General features: G+C 41.3%; 12 protein-coding genes. 8 read left to right on the forward strand and 4 right to left on the reverse strand.

What is annotated here, in order from left to right:
* The first annotated feature begins 664 nt into the window (after positions 1 to 664).
* The 8 genes from IX83_RS04080 (at position 665) to purF (ending at position 12,599) form a co-directional block, all read left to right on the forward strand.
* Positions 665 to 2,290 carry a lactate permease LctP family transporter gene (locus IX83_RS04080; RefSeq protein WP_038499514.1) on the forward strand — a complete coding sequence of 542 codons (1,626 nt, stop codon included), beginning with the start codon at positions 665 to 667 and terminating at the stop codon, positions 2,288 to 2,290.
* Positions 2,291 to 2,397: 107 nt separating this feature from the next.
* Positions 2,398 to 5,082, forward strand: coding sequence for a pyruvate dehydrogenase (acetyl-transferring), homodimeric type (gene aceE, locus IX83_RS04085; protein WP_038499517.1), 2,685 nt, complete (start codon positions 2,398 to 2,400; stop codon positions 5,080 to 5,082).
* 12 nt (positions 5,083 to 5,094) lie between these two features.
* Positions 5,095 to 6,411 carry a dihydrolipoyllysine-residue acetyltransferase gene (gene aceF / locus IX83_RS04090; protein WP_051919257.1) on the forward strand — a complete coding sequence of 439 codons (1,317 nt, stop codon included), beginning with the start codon at positions 5,095 to 5,097 and terminating at the stop codon, positions 6,409 to 6,411.
* 14 nt (positions 6,412 to 6,425) lie between these two features.
* Positions 6,426 to 8,522, forward strand: a complete 2,097-nt coding sequence (gene lpdA, locus IX83_RS04095) for a dihydrolipoyl dehydrogenase (RefSeq protein ID WP_077315965.1) — start codon at positions 6,426 to 6,428, stop codon at positions 8,520 to 8,522.
* Positions 8,523 to 8,559: 37 nt separating this feature from the next.
* On the forward strand, positions 8,560 to 9,855 hold the full coding sequence (folC, locus tag IX83_RS04100; RefSeq protein ID WP_162273007.1) for a bifunctional tetrahydrofolate synthase/dihydrofolate synthase: 1,296 nt from the start codon (positions 8,560 to 8,562) through the stop codon (positions 9,853 to 9,855).
* A gap of 12 nt (positions 9,856 to 9,867) precedes the next feature.
* Positions 9,868 to 10,629, forward strand: a complete 762-nt coding sequence (locus tag IX83_RS04105; RefSeq protein WP_038499523.1) for an SPOR domain-containing protein — start codon at positions 9,868 to 9,870, stop codon at positions 10,627 to 10,629.
* Positions 10,630 to 10,632: 3 nt separating this feature from the next.
* Positions 10,633 to 11,136: a CvpA family protein gene (locus IX83_RS04110; protein ID WP_051919259.1), complete on the forward strand. Its 504-nt coding sequence runs from the start codon at positions 10,633 to 10,635 to the stop codon at positions 11,134 to 11,136.
* A 5-nt stretch (positions 11,137 to 11,141) separates the two neighbouring features.
* Positions 11,142 to 12,599 (forward strand): amidophosphoribosyltransferase, encoded by a 1,458-nt coding sequence (purF, locus tag IX83_RS04115; protein WP_038499526.1) that lies wholly within the window; start codon positions 11,142 to 11,144, stop codon positions 12,597 to 12,599.
* Between the two features lie 98 nt (positions 12,600 to 12,697).
* On the opposite strand, the gene gshAB is transcribed toward purF, so the two are convergent.
* From gshAB to IX83_RS04135, 4 genes are read right to left on the reverse strand one after another with little or no spacing between them, the layout of a single operon-like run.
* Complete coding sequence (gene gshAB, locus IX83_RS04120; RefSeq protein WP_038499529.1) at positions 12,698 to 14,971, reverse strand: bifunctional glutamate--cysteine ligase GshA/glutathione synthetase GshB; 2,274 nt, start codon at positions 14,969 to 14,971, stop codon at positions 12,698 to 12,700.
* 6 nt (positions 14,972 to 14,977) lie between these two features.
* A complete protein-coding gene (locus tag IX83_RS04125) occupies positions 14,978 to 15,475 on the reverse strand; it encodes a disulfide bond formation protein B (protein WP_038499532.1) in 498 nt (165 codons plus the stop codon).
* Positions 15,472 to 16,191, reverse strand: a complete 720-nt coding sequence (locus tag IX83_RS04130; protein WP_038499535.1) for a MarC family protein — start codon at positions 16,189 to 16,191, stop codon at positions 15,472 to 15,474. Before IX83_RS04130 ends, IX83_RS04125 begins: the two co-directional genes overlap by 4 nt.
* Positions 16,188 to 18,767, reverse strand: coding sequence for a [protein-PII] uridylyltransferase (locus IX83_RS04135; RefSeq protein ID WP_038499538.1), 2,580 nt, complete (start codon positions 18,765 to 18,767; stop codon positions 16,188 to 16,190). Before IX83_RS04135 ends, IX83_RS04130 begins: the two co-directional genes overlap by 4 nt.
* Positions 18,768 to 18,829 lie beyond the last annotated feature (62 nt).

Raw genomic sequence — 18,829 nt, forward strand, 5'->3', positions numbered from 1 at the left:
ACTTGAAACTTAAATTAGGTGCAAAAAAACATAAAAAAGATGGCTTGAATGGTGAGAGGTGGATAAAAAAGAGGAGAACCCCTCATAAGCCCTTATAAGGAAAACGAACAGAAAACACCTTTAAAGAAAAAAAATACTGATAAAGAAAGCGGGCGATAAGAGGCAGACAGAAAAACGCTCAGATGGAAAGCGGTGTGAATAGGCCTTCATAAAATGAAAAAGCCGAATACCTGATGCGATATTCGGCTAAAAAGGGCGTCCGACTTGGGTATCTTAGGTTTGGAAACTACCTGGGTAAACCGTAGGATACCAAGGCGGACATTGACTGTTCAAATTGATTATTATTCTATCACTAAATCCTTTAATATTTGAAGTTTTTAATAAATGTTGTGTAGCAAGAATCATTTTGCAAAATACTAAATAATTCATCGATACTCATTATAATTCCTATTTATCAGCATTCTTGCAATGCAAGATATAATTTTTTGCGTGTGTTGTGAAAATGCACTTTTTTGTTTTTTATCGTATTTAATAACGGTAAAAATGATAAACTGCCACGTCCTAAATTATTTTATTTAAAATAAGCCTCATCATCATGATGATTCTTTAGTCGTTATAATGATGTTTTTCCCCATAATCGATTGACATTTATAGGAATCACCTTATGGATATTTGGGTTCAGAATTATCTTCCGATTAATGGGAGCTTGTGGCTATCATCTTTGGTAGCGGTGTTGCCGATTGTATTTTTCTTTTTGGCACTGACCAAGCTCAAATTAAAAGGTTATGTTGCTGGCGGTCTAACCATGCTTATTGCATTGGGCGTGGCGATTTTTGCTTATCGTATGCCAGTTGCTTATGCAGTTTCTTCGGCATTATATGGGTTTTTATATGGTTTATGGCCCATTGCGTGGATTATCATTACGGCTGTTTTTTTGTACAAAGTGACGGTAAAAACAGGGCAGTTTGATATTATTCGTAACTCCATTATTTCTATTACGCCAGACCAAAGGATTCAAGTGATTCTGGTTGCCTTTTGTTTTGGTGCGTTTTTAGAGGGTGCAACAGGATTTGGGGCATCTGTAGCGATTACCGCCGCTTTATTGGTGGGTTTAGGCTTTAATCCACTGTATGCTGCGGGATTGAGTTTGATTGCGAATACAGCACCTGTGGCTTATGGGGCTATGGGCTTGCCTATTTTGGTGGCAGGACAGGTGACTGGGGCGGATCCGTTTTATATTGGTCAAATCGTGGCCAAACAATTAACCGTATTGACGATTATTTTGCCTTTCTGGTTAGTGGCTATGATGGACGGTATCAAAGGCATTAAACAGACGTGGCCAGTGATTTTGGTATCAGGTATCTCATATACCATCACGCAATTGATTACCTCTCATTATATTGGGCATGAATTACCGAATATTACGTCTTCATTAGTCAGTTTGGTAGTAACAGCCTTATTTTTAAAAGTTTGGCATCCCAAGGAAATCTTTACCTTTAATAAAGAGTTATCTTCTGAAAAAGACGAGAAAAAGGTGGCCTTGAGCGCCAAAACAGTCTTAGTGGCATGGTCTCCCTTTATTATTCTGACCGTGATGGTTTGCTTATGGTCTGTGCCATCCGTAAAAGAAGCCTTGTCTTTTGCGACGATTAAGTTTGATTGGCCATATTTAAATCAGTTAATTGCCAAAGCCGCTCCGTTTGCTCAACAAGAAAATGATTTGATAAAAGTGGTTTACAAAGTGGATGTATTAGGGGCGGTCGGGACATCCATTTTCTTAGCCGCCGTGTTAAGTATTTTGTTCTTACGTTTACCTTTGTCTCAAGCGGTCAAAACATTTGGCGAAACACTCTATGAGTTAAGATATCCAATTATTTCGATCGGGTTTGTATTAGCCTTTGCCTTTATTGCTAATTACTCGGGACTTTCTTCAACATTGGCCTTATTGCTTGCACATACTGGTTTAGCATTCCCATTCTTTTCACCATTTTTAGGTTGGTTAGGGGTGTTTTTAACGGGTTCAGATACATCTTCAAATGCTTTGTTCTGCTCGTTGCAAGCTAATACGGCTCATCAGATCGGCGTTGATTCTAACCTTTTGACGGCTGTCAATACAACAGGTGGTGTAACGGGCAAGATGATCTCTCCTCAATCCATTGCCGTTGCTTGCGGTGCCGTTGGTATTTCGGGACAGGAATCAAGTTTGTTTAAGTTTACCGTTAAACACAGTTTAATTTTCTGCGTGATGATAGGGATAATTACTGTTTTACAGGCTTATGTGATCACGTAAGGTTAAAAGGTTTTAATGAGGAAAATAGGGGCTTAACTTGAACAAAGCCTCTATTTCGTCTTAAAATTTACAGGTTAAATCTGGCATATTCCAAAAAGGAGTAACCTATGTCAAATACAATAGATAAAGATATTGATGCAGTAGAAACACAAGAATGGTTGGACGCGTTAGCTTCCGTTTTAGATAGAGAAGGTCCAGAACGTGCTCACTTTTTGTTAGAAAAACTTATCGATGAAGCTCGTCGATATGGCTCAAATATCCCTTATTCCCCAAATACAGCTTATGTTAATACGATTCCTCCAGGTCTAGAGCCTCCACATCCAGGTAATTTGGCCATTGAGGAACGTATTCGTTCTTACATTCGTTGGAATGCGATGGCAATGGTGGTACGTGCTAACCGCTTACATCCTAAAGATGGCGGTGATTTAGGTGGCCACATTGCTTCCTTTGCTTCTTTAGCCACGATGATTGGTACAGGCCAAAACCATTTCTGGCATGCAGAAACCGCTGATCATGGTGGTGATTTGGTTTATTTCCAAGGTCATTCGTCTCCAGGTGTTTATGGACGTGCTTTCTTAGAGGGACGTTTAACAGAAGACCAAATGAATAATTTCCGTCAAGAAGTAGGCGGAGAGGGCTTGTCTTCTTATCCTCATCCTAAATTAATGCCTGATTTCTGGCAATTCCCAACGGTATCAATGGGTCTAGGACCATTGATGGCGATTTATCAAGCTCGTTTCTTAAAATATTTACATGCTCGTGGCATTGCCGATACCAGCAAACGTAAAGTATGGGTATTTTGCGGGGATGGTGAGATGGATGAGCCTGAATCACTTGGTGCGATTGGCATGGCCGCTCGTGAAAAACTTGATAACTTAATCTTTGTGGTGAATTGTAATTTACAACGTCTTGACGGTCCAGTTCGTGGTAATGGCAAAATCATCCAAGAACTAGAAGGTGAGTTCCGTGGTGCAGGATGGAATGTGATTAAGTTAATTTGGGGCGGTTATTGGGATCCATTATTAGCAAGAGACAAAGATGGTATTTTGCGTAAAGTCATGGAAGAGACGGTTGATGGAGAATACCAAGCATGCAAAGCAAATGATGGTGCTTATGTAAGAGAACATTTCTTTGGCAAAGATCCACGTTTATTAGAAATGGTTAGTCGTATGTCTGATGAAGATATTTGGCGTTTAAACCGTGGTGGTCATGATCCTAAGAAAGTGTACGCGGCTTTTGATGCAGCGGTGAAAACAGAGGGTCAGCCTACTGTTATTCTTGCTAAGACCGTTAAAGGCTATGGTATGGGGCGTGTTGCGGAAGCGAAAAACCCCGCTCACCAGCAGAAAAAACTAGATGGCGACTCTGTTCGTTGGTTTAGAGATCGTTTTAATATCCCCGTTCCAGATGATAAGTTAGATGAATTGCCATACTTGAAATTTGCTGAAGATTCAGCAGAGATGAAGTATTTGCGTGAACATCGTGAAAAATTAGGCGGTTACTATCCAGCTCGTCGTATAAACAGTGATGAACAACTAAAAGCCCCTGATTTAAAATTCTTTGAGTCTATTTTGGAACCAACCCAAGAGGGACGTGAGATTTCAACCACACAAGCATTTGTGCGTTTCTTAAATCAGTTGCTTAGAGATAAAACGCTTAAAGACCGTGTGGTGCCTATTTTGTCTGATGAATCACGTACATTTGGTATGGAGGGTTTGTTCCGCCAAATCGGTATTTATTCACCAGAAGGACAGAAGTATGAACCTGTTGATAAAGCTCAGGTGATGTACTATAAAGAATCGAAGAACGGTCAATTACTTCAAGAGGGAATTAATGAAGCAGGTGCCTTTGCATCTTGGATCGCAGCGGCAACTTCTTATTCAACCAATAATAAGATCATGATTCCTTTCTTCATTTACTACTCTATGTTTGGATTCCAACGTGTCGGCGATTTAGCTTGGGCGGCAGGCGATATGCAAGCACGTGGTTTCTTACTAGGTGGTACAGCAGGTAGAACGACATTAAATGGTGAAGGCTTGCAACACGAAGACGGACATAGTCATTTGCTTGCTTCAACGATTCCAAACTGCGTGTCATACGATCCAACCTTTGCTCACGAAGTAGCAGTTATCATGCAACATGGTTTAAAACGTATGGTAGAAAACCAAGAAAATGTTTTCTATTACTTAACCGTGATGAACCAAAACTACGCTCATCCCGGCCTTAAAGCAGGCGATGAAGAGGGTATCATCAAAGGGATGTATAAGATTCAATCTAATGATGGTCAGGAACGTGTCCAATTACTCGGCTCAGGCACTATCTTGTTAGAAGTGTTAGAAGCTGCAAAATTGCTTAAAGAAGATTGGGGTATTGGTTCAGATGTTTGGAGCGTCACTAGCTTTACCGAATTACGCCGTGATGGTATGGATTGTGTTCGTTACAATACCTTGCATCCAACGACTGATCGTCCACATATTCCTTATGTTGCTCAGTGTTTGTCAGCAACTTCAGGTCCAGTAGTGGCTTCAACAGATTATATGAAGATTTACGCTGACCAGATTCGTGAATATATTCCGAACAATCGCACTTATCGTGTTCTGGGTACAGATGGTTTCGGTCGTTCTGACTTCCGATTCCGTTTACGTTCTTTCTTTGAAGTGGATCGTTATTATGTCGTGCTTGCAGCATTGAAAGCATTGGCTGACGATGGCAAAATCCCAGCAGAGAAAGTCTTGGAAGCGATTGAAAAATACAATATTCCACAAGACAAACCTAGTCCACAACATTCATAATAAGGAACTAAGATGAGTAAAGATATATTAGTACCAGATATTGGAGATTTCAAAGATGTTGAAGTTATCGAGGTATTGGTATCTGTAGGCGATTTAGTCAAGGAAGAACAAAGCCTTATTACGGTTGAATCCGATAAGGCTTCAATGGAAATCCCCGCTCCAGCAGCTGGAAAAATCACTGAAGTTTTAGTGAAAGTAGGCGATAAGGTTAGCAAAGATTCTTTGATTATGCGTTTTGAATCCGCTGCAAGTGAACCTACCATGGTCGCGACGGCACCACAACCTGTTGCCGCACCTCAAGTTGAGAAACAGCCCTCTGAGGTTATGGCACCAGAAGTCACGGCAGTTCCTGCTACGGTTTCGCCTACCGCTGCCTTTGCAGGGATTCCGACTTCCACGAGAGGTTTGCCTTTTGCTTCTCCCTCTGTTCGTAAGTTTGCAAGGGAGTTAGGTGTTGATTTAACGCAGGTTAATGGTACGGGTAATAAAGGTCGCATTACGCCTGATGACGTGCGCGCCTTTGTTAAAGCGACTTTACAATCAGCTTATCATCACCAAACTTCGTCTTCTTCAAGTGCGACCGTGTCAGGGTCTGGATTTAAGGTATTAGATTGGCCAAAAATCGATTTTGCTTCGTTTGGTCCAGTTGAAAGCAAGCCTTTATCACGCATTAAGAAAATATCAGGTGCCAATCTTCATCGTAACTGGGTGATGATTCCTCATGTTACTAACAATGAAGACGCGGATATTACGGACTTAGAAGAGCTTCGCAAAACGTTGAATAAAGAATATGAACGTGAGGGCGTGAAATTCACGTTATTGGCGTTCTTGATCCGTGCGGTTGTGCAAGCACTTAAAAAATTCCCTGAATTTAACGCCTCTTTGGATGGTGATAATTTAGTTTTGAAAAAATACTATAACATTGGTTTTGCTGCCGATACGCCGAATGGCTTGGTAGTGCCAGTGATTAAAGAGGCAGATAAAAAGTCTATCTCTGACTTGGCGAAAGAAACCAGTGAGTTAGCAAAAATGGCTCGTGATGGTAAACTCGGTCCTCAACACATGCAGGGCGGTTGTTTTACGATTTCATCTTTAGGAGGCATTGGTGGTACCAGTTTCACACCTATTGTCAATGCACCAGAAGTAGCGATTTTGGGTGTTTCTCGTTCTGCGATGAAACCTGTTTGGAATGGTAAAGAGTTTGTACCACGTCTGATCATGCCATTGTCATTGTCTTATGACCATAGAGTGATCGATGGGGCGGCTGCCGCAAAATTTAACGCTTATCTTGCTAGTTTATTAGCAGATTTTCGCCGTGTGATTATCTAAGGAGTCTTACAAAGATGAGTCAAATTGAAGTCAAAGTCCCCGATATTGGTGACTTCAAAGAGGTTGATGTAATTGAAGTCTTGGTGTCCGTTGGCGACGAAATTACAGAAGAACAAAGCTTAATCACCGTAGAGTCAGATAAGGCATCGATGGAAATTCCAAGCAGTGCCGCAGGTAAGGTGACCGCGATTGCTGTGAAAGTAGGCGATAAGGTGAGTAAAGGTAGTTTGGTATTGACCGTAGAATCGAGTGGGGCACAGCTTGAACAGCCTGCTGCACCACAGGTCAGTACACCCGCAGCCCAAACTACCACACCCGCTCCACAGGCTAGCACACCTGCTAACTCGGCAACGTCAAGTGTAGAGGTGTTTGTTCCTGATATTGGTGACTTCAAAGAAGTTGATGTCATTGAAGTCTTGGTGGCGGTGGGAGATGATGTTAAAGAAGAACAAAGTCTAATCACCGTAGAATCAGACAAAGCTTCGATGGAAATTCCAAGCAGTGCCGCAGGTAAAGTGACTGCGATTGCGGTGAAAGTAGGTGATAAGGTGAGTAAAGGTAGTTTGGTGTTAACGTTAGCATCTCATGCTTCAACACCTGCTTCATCATCGGCCTCATCAGATGTCCCACAAAAACCCGTGGCATCAAGTAATCCTGCACCTGTTCAACAAACGGTTGCAACCGATAATTTTAACGATCCTAATGCCTATGATGTCATGGTATTGGGGGCGGGTCCAGGCGGTTATTCAGCTGCCTTCCGTGCAGCGGATCTAGGCCTAAAAGTTGCCTTGGTGGAAAAATATGCTACGCTTGGTGGGGTGTGTCTGAATGTAGGATGTATCCCCTCAAAAGCTTTACTTCATAATGTAGCCGTACTGGAAGAAGCCAGAGAATTGGCTCATAACGGTATTGAATTTGGTGCACCCGTTGTGAATCTTGAAAAACTACGTGCCTATAAATCATCGGTAGTGTCTAAATTAACAGGTGGTTTGGCCAGTATGGCTAAAATGCGTAAAGTCACGGTGATTCAAGGTCAAGCAACATTTGTCGATAATCATCATCTTGAAATTCATAAACCTGATGGTACTCAAGAGACGATTAGCTTTAAAAACGCGATTATTGCTGCAGGTAGTCGTGCGGTTCATTTACCATTCTTGCCCGATGATCCTCGTATTATCGATAGTACAGGTGCTTTGGAATTACCAAAAGTGCCCAAACGTATGTTGATTATTGGTGGTGGCATTATCGGTCTTGAAATGGGTACCGTTTACTCGGCATTAGGTGCTCGTTTAGACGTAGTTGAGATGATGGATGGTCTGATGCAAGGTGCCGATCGTGATTTGGTCAAAGTATGGCAGAAAAAGAATGCTCATCGTTTTGATCATATTATGACGAACACGAAAACAGTGTCCGCTGAAGCCAAAGAAGATGGTATTTGGGTAACTTTTGAGGGCGAGAATGCTCCTAAAGAGCCCCAATGCTATGACTTAGTTCTACAGTCTGCAGGCCGTGCCCCTAATGGAAAACTCATTGGGGCTGAAAAAGCAGGTGTCACGGTAACGGACAGAGGCTTTATTCCTGTGGATCAACAAATGCGTACAAATGTACCGAATATCTTTGCTATTGGTGATATTGTTGGTCAGCCTATGTTGGCTCATAAAGCCGTTCATGAAGCACATGTTGCGGCAGAAGTGATTGCAGGTCATAAAGCTTACTTTGATGCACGCGTGATTCCAGGCGTTGCCTTTACGGATCCTGAAGTTGCTTGGGCAGGGTTGACTGAAGATCAAGCCAAAAAAGAAGGGATTAAAATCGATAAAGCGGTATTCCCTTGGGCAGCTAGTGGTCGTGCCATTGCCAACGGTCGCGATGAGGGCTTTACTAAACTCATTTTTGATGCAGAAACTCATCGTTTACTGGGCGGCGGTATCGTGGGTACCAATGCGGGTGACATGATTAGTGAGATTGCATTGGCCATTGAAATGGGGTGTGATAAAGAAGACATCGCACATACGATTCATCCTCACCCAACACTTGGAGAGAGTGTGGGTATGGCGGCAGAAGTGGCCATTGGTTCGTGTACCGATGTACCACCCACTAAAAAACGATAATTAGTACGATTGGCTAGGTTAATAACCTAGCCAAAACATTATGATGATAAAACCTAACCTATCTTCTAGCTTAGATACTTGGCTACATTATTTAGAAAATATTCATACGAAAACCATTGATATGGGCTTAGAACGAGTCAAAACCGTGGCCACTCGTATGAATCTCTCTCTTAACAACAGCATCATTGTAGGCGGCACAAACGGCAAAGGTTCTGTTTGTCATATGTTAGAGTCGATTTATAAAGCAGCAGGGTATCGCACAGGGCTTTATACATCGCCTCATTTGGTTCATTACAACGAGCGTATTCATCTCGATGGAGCCCCTTGTTCAGAAGAAAAAATCGTTGAAGCATTGGCAACGATTGAGCAGTTTCGTGGTGACGTAAGTTTGACTTATTTTGAATATAGCACCTTGGCAGCCTTATATTTGTTCTCACAAGAGCAAGTGGATGTGGCGATTTTAGAAGTCGGGCTAGGTGGACGATTAGATGCGGTGAATATTATCGATGCAGATTGTTCCATTATTACGAGCATTGCCCTTGATCACACGGATTATTTGGGCGATACCAGAGAAAAAATTGCTTGGGACAAAGCTCATATCTATCGTGCTGGAAAAACCGCTATTTGTGCCGATCCCGAACCTCCCTCAACGCTTATTGAATATGCAGAACAGATTCAAGCTGATTTATGGTTGTTTGGTCGAGATTTTAACTACTCGGGCGATAAACAACAATGGGCTTTTGCAGCAAGAGGTACACATAGAAGTGCCTTACCTTGGCCCTCTTTACGCGGTGCCAATCAGCTAATTAATGCTAGTGCGGCCTTGGCAGCCATTCAAGCCTTGTCTCATCGTTTGCCTGTACACAACCAAGCGATCAAAGAGGGTTTGTTGCAGTTAAATTTACCGGGTCGTTTTCAGATTTTACCTGGCCAGCCTACCATTATTTTAGATGTGGCTCACAATCCTCATGCCGTTGCTACATTGGGACATAATTTGGACCATATGAGTTATCATCCTTATACCCATGCTGTCATTGGTATGTTAAAAGACAAAGATAGTCTAGAAAGTATCAAATGTATGGGCAAACGCATCGATCATTGGTATTGTGCCACCTTAGAGGGCGAAAGAGGGCGAGCAGGTGATGAACTGGCCGAAACGATACGTGCTTTAAATCCCGCTGATAAAGATGGACTGCCTAGTGTTCAAAGTTTTAATACCCCTGAAGAAGCCTTTGAAAAAGCCCTACAGAATGCTCATCAGGATGATAGAATAGTAGTATTTGGATCTTTTTTGACGGTTGCCGCTATTCTAAAAAAACTCGGCCGAATCTGATAAAGGAAGACTATGACACAACCCGAAAGACAAACGGATGCTTCTTATTTACGTGCTAGAAATAGACTAATCGGTGCCATCATTTTGGTGGTATTGGCGATTATTATCGTGCCGGTTGTTCTAAAAGTTGATACCGAAAACAGAAGACAGTCACTCCAAGTAACCTATCCTAATGGGTTAACGACCAATAATGCTAAACCTGTGGCCGCAACGGTACCAGGTGAGGGGCGTGAATATGTTGAAACACCTGCCCAGACAGAGGTAACTGAAAATGCTAAGAAGGTTGAAGTGCCAGTTGCCCAAGTCACAGAAGCCCCCAAGCCTGAACGAAAACTGGTGCAGAATGAGCCAACGAAGACAGAGAAAAAGCCTGTAGCACCGATTCAGAAAGTAGAGAAAAAGACAACCCCTAAAAAAACGGTGAAACCTACGCCAGAAGCCAACCCTACGCGTGATCAGGATGGTGCTGAAGCATTGGCTATTTTAGAGGGTAGAAAGACTCCTGTCGCCACCCAAACCGCCAGTCGAACAGCGTATTATATCCAGCTGGCTGCGTTTAAAGAAGAGTCATATGCTAAACAGAGATTACGTCAGCTCCAAACGAATGGTATTTCAAATGGTTATATTGAGCCAGCCGTCATCAGAGGACAGAAACTATTTCGTTTAAGAATAGGGCCGTTTGTGCAGAAAAAAGAGGCTGATGCGGTGCTTAAAAAAGCAGCTGCACTAGGTTATAAAAACTCTAAACTACAGTCATTTGATACCAAAAGGTAAGTAATGAACACATTTGATATTTTATTATTATCAATCATTGTTTTATCTGGTTTGGTAGGGCTTTTAAGAGGTCTGGTTAGAGAGATTTTTTCTTTAATTTCTTATGCAGTTGCTTTGATAGGAACCTTATGGCTTGGCCCTAAAGCATATCCTTTGGTTTACAGTTATATTGAGCATGAGTTAATTGCCTTGGTCATGTCGTATGTCCTAGTGTTTATTGCTATTTTGCTGTTGATGGGCGTGATTAACTATTTATTTGCTAAATTAATCACAGGAACAGGGCTTACGCCAGCCGACAAAGGCTTGGGAATGATTTTTGGGCTGGTAAGAGGGTTCATTATTGTTGCGATTATCGTGGTGTTTAGTGATTACTTGGGCTTTTCTAAAGAAGATTGGTGGCAAAATGCTCGGATGCCAACGCCCATTCAACAGTTAGTGAAAAAAGTAAGCAGTGAATGGTCGCTTGAATATCAGAATTTCGAGTCTATAAGTAGTGGGAGTGAGTAATTATTATGTGTGGCGTGGTGGGTGTCGTTGGTAACAATAGTGTTAACCAATTAGTCTATGATAGTCTTTTGTTGTTACAGCATCGCGGACAAGATGCGGCGGGGATTGCAACCGTTAATGGCAGTATCTTTGGCTTATTTAAAGCAAATGGAATGGTCCGTGATGTTTTTCGCACACGAAATATGAGAAGTTTGTTGGGCAATAGCGGTGTTGGGCATGTACGTTATCCGACCGCTGGTTCATGTAGCAGTGAGGAAGAAGCTCAACCTTTTTACGTGAACGCACCTTTTGGTCTCATGTTTGCCACTAATGGTAATCTGACGAATGCTCAACAACTTCGCAAACATCTTTTCCGTGTGGATAGACGACATATTAATACGAACTCTGATTCTGAAGTCTTGCTGAATGTATTGGCACATGAGATTCAAAATCACGTCACAGGACTTAATCCTACGCCAGATGAGTTATTTGCAGCGGTGGCACAGGTTCACAAACGCGTGAAAGGGGCGTATGCAGTGGTTGTCCAAATCGCCGATTATGGTATGTTGGCTTTTCGCGATCCGAATGCGATTCGTCCCTTATGTATGGGTAAGAATGAGACAGAGCAAGGCACAGAATATATGTTTGCCTCTGAATCAGTGGCTTTATCTGGTGTGGGCTTTGAACTAGTTAGAGACATTGAACCTGGTGAAGCGGTATTTATCAATAACGAACGCCAAATTTTTAGTCAACAATGTGCCGAACATTCTCAGTTAAGACCTTGTTTATTTGAATATGTTTATTTTGCACGTCCAGACTCTACGATAGATGGTATTAATGTGTATAACGCTCGTTTAGCCATGGGTGAGGTATTGGCCGATAAAGTAGCAAAAGAACTGCGTTTGGGCGATATTGATGTGGTGATGCCGATTCCAGACACTTCACGTCCCTCAGCAATGCAGCTGGCCTCACGTTTAAATTTAGATTATCGTGAAGGCTTTATTAAAAACCGTTATATCGGTCGCACCTTTATTATGCCTGGCCAAGCGGTGAGAAAAAAATCAGTTCGTCAAAAATTGAACGCTATGAGTGCTGAATTTAAAGGCAAAAGCGTTCTATTAGTGGATGATTCTATTGTTCGTGGCACCACCAGTCGTGAAATTGCAGAGATGGCTAGAGATGCGGGAGCTCGTAAGGTGTATTTTGCTAGTGCGGCACCTGCTGTGCGATTCCCTAATGTTTATGGAATTGATATGCCCACTCAGAAAGAATTGATCGCCTTTAATCGTAGTACCGAAGAAGTGGCTAAGGCGATTACAGCAAATGGATTGGTGTATCAAGATTTAGATAGCTTAAAAGACTGCTTACGTGCTATCAATCCTCATATTAAAGATTTTGAATCGTCTTGCTTTGATGGTTATTACGTCACAGGCGATGTGGATGAGGCGTATTTAAAACGTTTGGGCGAAAGTCGAGAAAGTTAAGGCCAAGCCATTCATCAAAAAGCGGGGCCTCGTGTCACGCCAATCAATCATTAAAAGCCATTCATCAAAAAGAGGTGAATGGCTTTAATGAATAAGAATCAAATAATTTTCAGCTCAGGAAAGAGCATTTGCAAAACATTTAAGCTGATTCTTCTGGATTTTCCTTGGTAGGGGAAGATGTGCATCATCATCATGGGATTGAAATTCGTTTCAATGACTCCCCAATTGTTTTCAGACGCTGGCTGGGTATAATCGGTAATCATCATATCGACACCACATACCGCCGCACCCATTGCCTGCGTGATACCAACAGCTAGTTTTTTGTAAGATTCATCCATCTGATCCGTCATATCAATCGAGTCACCACCCGTACTGATATTGGAGTTGGCACGAAGCAAGACATGTTCACCTTTTTTAGGAATGCTGTCTAGCGTTAATCCCTGTTCTTTTAATTGCAGTATTTCTATATCACCTTTTTGTATTTTTTTCAAAGGCGTACGACTACCATCCCCGCGTAAAGGATGACGATTTTTCTCATCAATGAGTTCAGAAACGGTATGTTCTCCATCACCGATAACGTGGGCGGGAACCCTTAATAAGATCGCTAAGGTTTCATTTCCCAAAACAAAAAAACGATACTCTGTGCCTGGAATAAACGCCTCAATCATGATTTCTTTGTCTTCTTTAAAGGCTATTTTGACAGCTTGTACAAAGTCTTCAAAATTTTGAGGGCCTTGACGGAAGATGGTAATGCCTAAACCAAAATTGGTGCTTTTGGGCTTAATCACAATGGCTTTATGTTCATATAAAGCAAAGTCGGCGATCGCTTGTTCCAACGTGAGGTATTGCGTGCTTTTAGGTACTCGAAAACCCGCTTTTTCTAACACTTTCTTCGTGACCACTTTGTTTTCCATGATTAAGGGAGCAATGTATTGGTCACGAGAAGTCATATTGCCATTTTTGACATATTCGATATGAGAGCGGTGCTTGAGACATAGAAACTGATCTTGCTCATCTAAAATTTCAGTAGCAATACCTTTTTGTATCGCATCAAAAATAAGTGCTTGAGTGGATAATTCCATATGTTGAAAAGCAGATAAGCAGTAGGGAGTTTCTAATGCTTGAGCTTTGTTTTTTATCGCTATCTCGCTTGCTAATTGTTTCGCACTGCCAGTCGATTTAATGGCGGTGACGAGTTGTGCTGATAGGGTTTGTTCGGGATGGTGGAATAAATCAAGTTTTTGCTGTGCAATATCTAGATAAGACGGATCCGCATGTAAGGTTTGAAGCATCGCCATCATTTGTTTAATTAACTGAATTCCCTCATCTTGATGAACAGTGGGCTCAAAAGGATTCTCCAAAGCGACTTGATTTAAATAATCTTGTCCTTTTTTGACCCCCTCATTATCTGCTGTCTCGTCCATCCAAGCCATCAGTAAGATAAACGCATGTATAAACTGTGCGTCGGCCTGCGTGATCCCGTAAGGAGCAAATGGATTAAGATCAAATAAACGAAACTCTAAGTACTGGATGCCTCGGCTCAGTAATTCTCTGGCTTGTGAGCCCCCTCTAAAACGAACATTCGAGTAGAATTCTTTTTCAGCGATCAAACGTCCTGCTTGAACATGTTCTTCTAACGTTCGAACGTAGTCTTCAATACTATTAAAAGATACTTGAATATCAGGATGGTTGACATAGCCATATTGGCTAGAACGTAAACTACGCACAAAAGGAATGGCAGGGGCTTTATTAAAAGACGAGAAATAAGCAGGATCAACGGTTGGGGATGCACTTAATAAATAAACCAATACCCATTGATAACGAAAGAAGTTCTTGGCGATTTTTAAATAAAATGCATTGTTGAAATCGAGGTAATGGCTGTATTTTTCTTGTTTTTGGAAGATTTGCTCCGTGACAAACGGATCGATTTGAAAATTATAATGAATGCCACTGACCATTTGTTTGGCTTTTCCGTAAACATTCACTAAATAATCACGATAGGCAACATCTTTTGGGTCATCAAACTGAGCAACCTTAATGCTTTCAAGATTACTGAGATCCGTTGGCATGCTAAGCGGGGTGATGTATTCATTTTCAGGTAAAGAACGCCAGACGACCTCATGAATCGTACCTAACCAACGCAGGCATTCTTGAATACTTTTGGCGGTAGGCGTGATGAGTTCTAATTGACTTTCAGCAAAATCAGTTTGGATGTAAGGATGGTAGGAACGGTTGCCGAAAATATGAGGATGAGGGGAGGTCATGATATTTCCGTGTGCATCAATGCGATGTCCCTCTTTTTCTATGCCAAATGTTCCTTGAAAAAACCATTGTTCTAAATGATTTTCCTTGATGATTTGCTGAATATTCATCGTTTGTCAATCCTCCTGTACGTTTTTTTTCTGGTCACGAATAAATAAAGCGATTAAAGAAATAAAAGCTAATAAAGAAAATAAAAATAATGACCATAATGCGTAATCAATGCCCCAAATGCTTACTTTTGCATCCATGCAACTGGCGTAAATACCAAATAACCAAGGCACGGCCGTATCTAATCCGCTGATTTGGTGCATAAATCTATCTGCAAACGTCATATCGCAACTAAATAAGTTTTGTGCAACGGAATACTGGAACCATGCTGCAGAAATCCCCGCTACACTGATGCCTAGACTCAGCAGTGCCCAAAATCGACGTATCACGCGGATAGGCGTAAAAAAGCTCACTAAGCAAACGGCCGCAAGACACAGATAGATGAAACGTTGGAATGAGCACCATGCACAAGGCCTCATATCAAAAAAGTGTTGAGAGATTAAGGCAAAAACGACGGCCAACAAAGACAAAAGACAGTTAAGATTCAGTAAACGTTGAGTATTCATTTTTTAAAATTAAAAATAGTAGGGGTTTGAGTTTCATAGTATAACTGCACGTACAAATCATGTAATCCTAGCCATACGATTTGTATGCCAATACATAATAATATAAATGCAGAGAGTTTCATAAAAATAAGCGTGCCTGTTTCACCTAAGAAGTGCAAAATCTTGGTAGCAAATCTTAGACAAAAATACACCATCACCGCTAATGCGAAAATGCCCAGTAAGTTTCCTAAACTACTTAATAAGAAACTGCCGGTATCGCTTTGACCATGAATGACCGAACCAATGGTAATGGCGGCAGAAATACTTCCAGGTCCGCAAAGAATAGGGAATGTAAAGGGGAAAAAAGTGCTTTGTTCCGCTTTTTTGACATTGTGAGATTCCGCATAGGCCTCAGTTGTGTCGGCATCGACATCTTTAGCGTTTAATAAGCTCCATGCACTGCTCATCACTAACAAGCCCCCACCTAAACGTACGATCGGGATGGAGATGCCAAAAAAGCCCAAGATAATACTGCCAATCCACGTCGAGATCGTAAGGATAATAAAGGTGTTTATCGCAATGCGTTTGGCCAATATTTGTCTTACGGACTGTGAAGCCCCTTTTGTAAAGGATAGAAAGATAGGGGCCGCACCAGGTGGGTTGATGATCGGCAATATCGTACCAATAATCAGTAAAAAGCTTTGGGTCAGAATAATAAAAGATTCGTAAACAGTCATGATTTATATGGGTTAATGTTACTTAAAGCATCTAATACATCACGCTTAAAATCCAGTTGTGTTCTAGGATTATTAAGTGCCTGTCCATTCAGGATAAAAACGTCTTCCACGCGATCACCTAATGTCATTACTTTGGCCATTTTAATCTCAATATGATATTTGGCAAAGTAATAACTCATGGTATAAAGCACGCCAGGCATATTGATACAGACTAAATCAAGACGCCAGTTGGCATTTTTTTCATCTGGACTAAGATCGATAGTGGGGACCAAAGGAAATGTTTTCAACCGTCTATGTCTTTCGCCAAATGTAAAATCGGTACCAATAGCAGGTAATTGGGGGTTTAACAACTGTTCTTGTAGTTCGACCTCAATAATCGAGGCACAAGAACGAGCATCTTCTTTAATCTGGGGGCTGGTCACGAGAAAGCTATCCAATGCTTGCTGATTTGGGCAAGTATGGATTTTGGCTTCGAGAATATTGATTTTACGTTTATAAAAATAAGCACAGATAATCTCAAATAAATTCTTTTTGTCGTGAGTATATACCATGATTTGCAAGGCATTGATCAAAGGCCGAGAACGAATGATGGTGATATCATCCTTTTGCATATAGGGGTGTAAAATCCGCGTATGCCAAGCGATTTCATCTGAGGTATGTCTTAAAAAATAAGCGACATCCATGGCATTCCAAAAAGTATCTCTGTCCTGTTTTAATATCCCCGATAACTCCACTTTGTGAGCCGCTTCTTGTTTTCTTTGGCTCAATACGCTTTGATTATCGTGAGATTTACCGCCCATATAGGCTAAGGCAGTTTGATAGAGTTGGTTAATCTGCATGGATTTCCACTGAGTCATCACCTTGGGGCTGGTGCCTTGAATATCCGAAATGGTTAATAAGTATAAAGCGGATAAGTGCTGTTCATCTTTGACTTTTTGAACAAAATGTTGAATGACCTCGGGATCCGATAAATCGCGTTTTTGGGCGGTGGCCGATAAGAATAAATGTTCTTTGACCAAAAAGACCATCAGTTCCGTTTCGGACTCGCTCAGGTAATGACTGCGTGCAAAATTCTCAGCATCAATCGCCCCTAATTCTGAGTGATCGCCACCACGTCCTTTGGCAATATCGTGAAAAAGGGCTGCTAAATACAGTAGCCAAGGGTGTTCAAAATTATTCATCACGGCACTGGCAAACGGATCTTCTTGTGCATGTTCATCCATGGAATATCGTCTGAGATGGCGAATAACCTGAATGGTGTGTTGATCAACGGTATAAATATGGTAATGATCGTGTTGTAGCATCCCCACAATCTTTTTAAACACTGGAAGATAGCGGGGCAGTACATCTAGCATAATCATGCGGCGTAGATTGTGCACAATGCCACGATTTCGTTTAAAAATCTCGATAAACTGTTTTTTGTTGACAGGATTTTCTCTAAATTGTTTATTGATTTTTGAACCTGCTTTCCATATCGCTCGTGCTGTATTGACATGAAGTTCTGAAATCTCAGGATGATCCGCCATGACAATAAATGTGCGTAAAATTTCCTCTGGTTTTTTGATAAATAAGTTTTGATCATAAATATCTAAGCGACCAGAACGATTAAAAAAATGTTCATCGATGGGAATGCTTGTCTGGGTGGCATTAGGGTAGAAATAATCCTGAAAACTTTGCAATAAAAACCGCATGAGTTGATAGACAATTCTGGCTCCCCAGTAATAATTTCGCATGAGTATTTCACTGGGTCTTTTTTGATGTGAATCGCCTAATTTAAAAATTTCAGCTAATTGTGGTTGCCAGTCGTAAATAAGCCGATCTTCATTTTTTTTCGCCAATAAATGCAATGCTACTCGTAAGCGGATAAACTCATGTTCAACTTTTGTTAAGGTTTTTGCTTCATTCGCCAGCATAAGACCCGCTTGTATTAGTCCTTCCCAAGTGGAGCCTAACTTAGCCGCTTTTGCTAACCAATGTATCAGATGAATATCTCTTAATGCCCCTGGAGATTCTTTACAATTAGGCTCAATCACAAAAGGAGTATCGTTAAATCGTTGATAACGCTGTTGTAATTCTAGTTTTTTGGCCAGAAAAAAAGCACCCGCATCAAACTGTTGCCAAAACTGGGTGTTAAAGGTGTCATAGGGCGTTTTATCGCCTGCTAAAAAACGAATATCCAAAAAAGAAGTTTCTGTGGCAATGTCCTGATGGGCTTCTTCTAGGCATTGTGCGATGGTGCGAACGCTGTAACCAATTTTTAGCCCTAAATCCCAAAAAGCCGTCACCAATCTTTCCAACTTTTCTGTATCTTGATCACTGATTTCATCGGGGGTGATGATCAGCAAATCCACATCAGAATAGGGAAACATTTGTTCGCGACCATATCCTCCTACGGCACATAAAGCGGTCTGAGGCGGTAAGGGATAGTGCTGAATAAATGCGTTAAGTAAATTATCGGTGGCACGAGAAAGTGATAAGATAAGACCATTAGCATCTATTGAATTATTTCTATAGGATAGAATAACTTCCTCGCAATCAGCCTTATATTTGTCTTTTAACTTTATGATATTATTCATATTAACACCAAAAAAATCATCAAATCACTTTAACTTGTCACCATAACTTATTGAATATTAAT

Source organism: Basilea psittacipulmonis DSM 24701 (assembly GCF_000743945.1).
GTDB lineage: Bacteria > Pseudomonadota > Gammaproteobacteria > Burkholderiales > Burkholderiaceae_B > Basilea > Basilea psittacipulmonis.

Bases quoted from the DNA above. Each gene is read 5' to 3' on its own strand.
- IX83_RS04135 (WP_038499538.1), bottom strand. From the start codon at position 18,767: ATGAATAATATCATAAAGTTAAAAGACAAATATAAGGCTGATTGCGAG.
- IX83_RS04105 (WP_038499523.1), top strand. From the start codon at position 9,868: ATGACACAACCCGAAAGACAAACGGATGCTTCTTATTTACGTGCTAGA.
- aceE (WP_038499517.1), top strand. From the start codon at position 2,398: ATGTCAAATACAATAGATAAAGATATTGATGCAGTAGAAACACAAGAA.
- aceF (WP_051919257.1), top strand. From the start codon at position 5,095: ATGAGTAAAGATATATTAGTACCAGATATTGGAGATTTCAAAGATGTT.
- IX83_RS04130 (WP_038499535.1), bottom strand. From the start codon at position 16,191: ATGACTGTTTACGAATCTTTTATTATTCTGACCCAAAGCTTTTTACTG.
- IX83_RS04080 (WP_038499514.1), top strand. From the start codon at position 665: ATGGATATTTGGGTTCAGAATTATCTTCCGATTAATGGGAGCTTGTGG.
- gshAB (WP_038499529.1), bottom strand. From the start codon at position 14,971: ATGAATATTCAGCAAATCATCAAGGAAAATCATTTAGAACAATGGTTT.
- IX83_RS04110 (WP_051919259.1), top strand. From the start codon at position 10,633: ATGAACACATTTGATATTTTATTATTATCAATCATTGTTTTATCTGGT.
- purF (WP_038499526.1), top strand. From the start codon at position 11,142: ATGTGTGGCGTGGTGGGTGTCGTTGGTAACAATAGTGTTAACCAATTA.
- IX83_RS04125 (WP_038499532.1), bottom strand. From the start codon at position 15,475: ATGAATACTCAACGTTTACTGAATCTTAACTGTCTTTTGTCTTTGTTG.
- lpdA (WP_077315965.1), top strand. From the start codon at position 6,426: ATGAGTCAAATTGAAGTCAAAGTCCCCGATATTGGTGACTTCAAAGAG.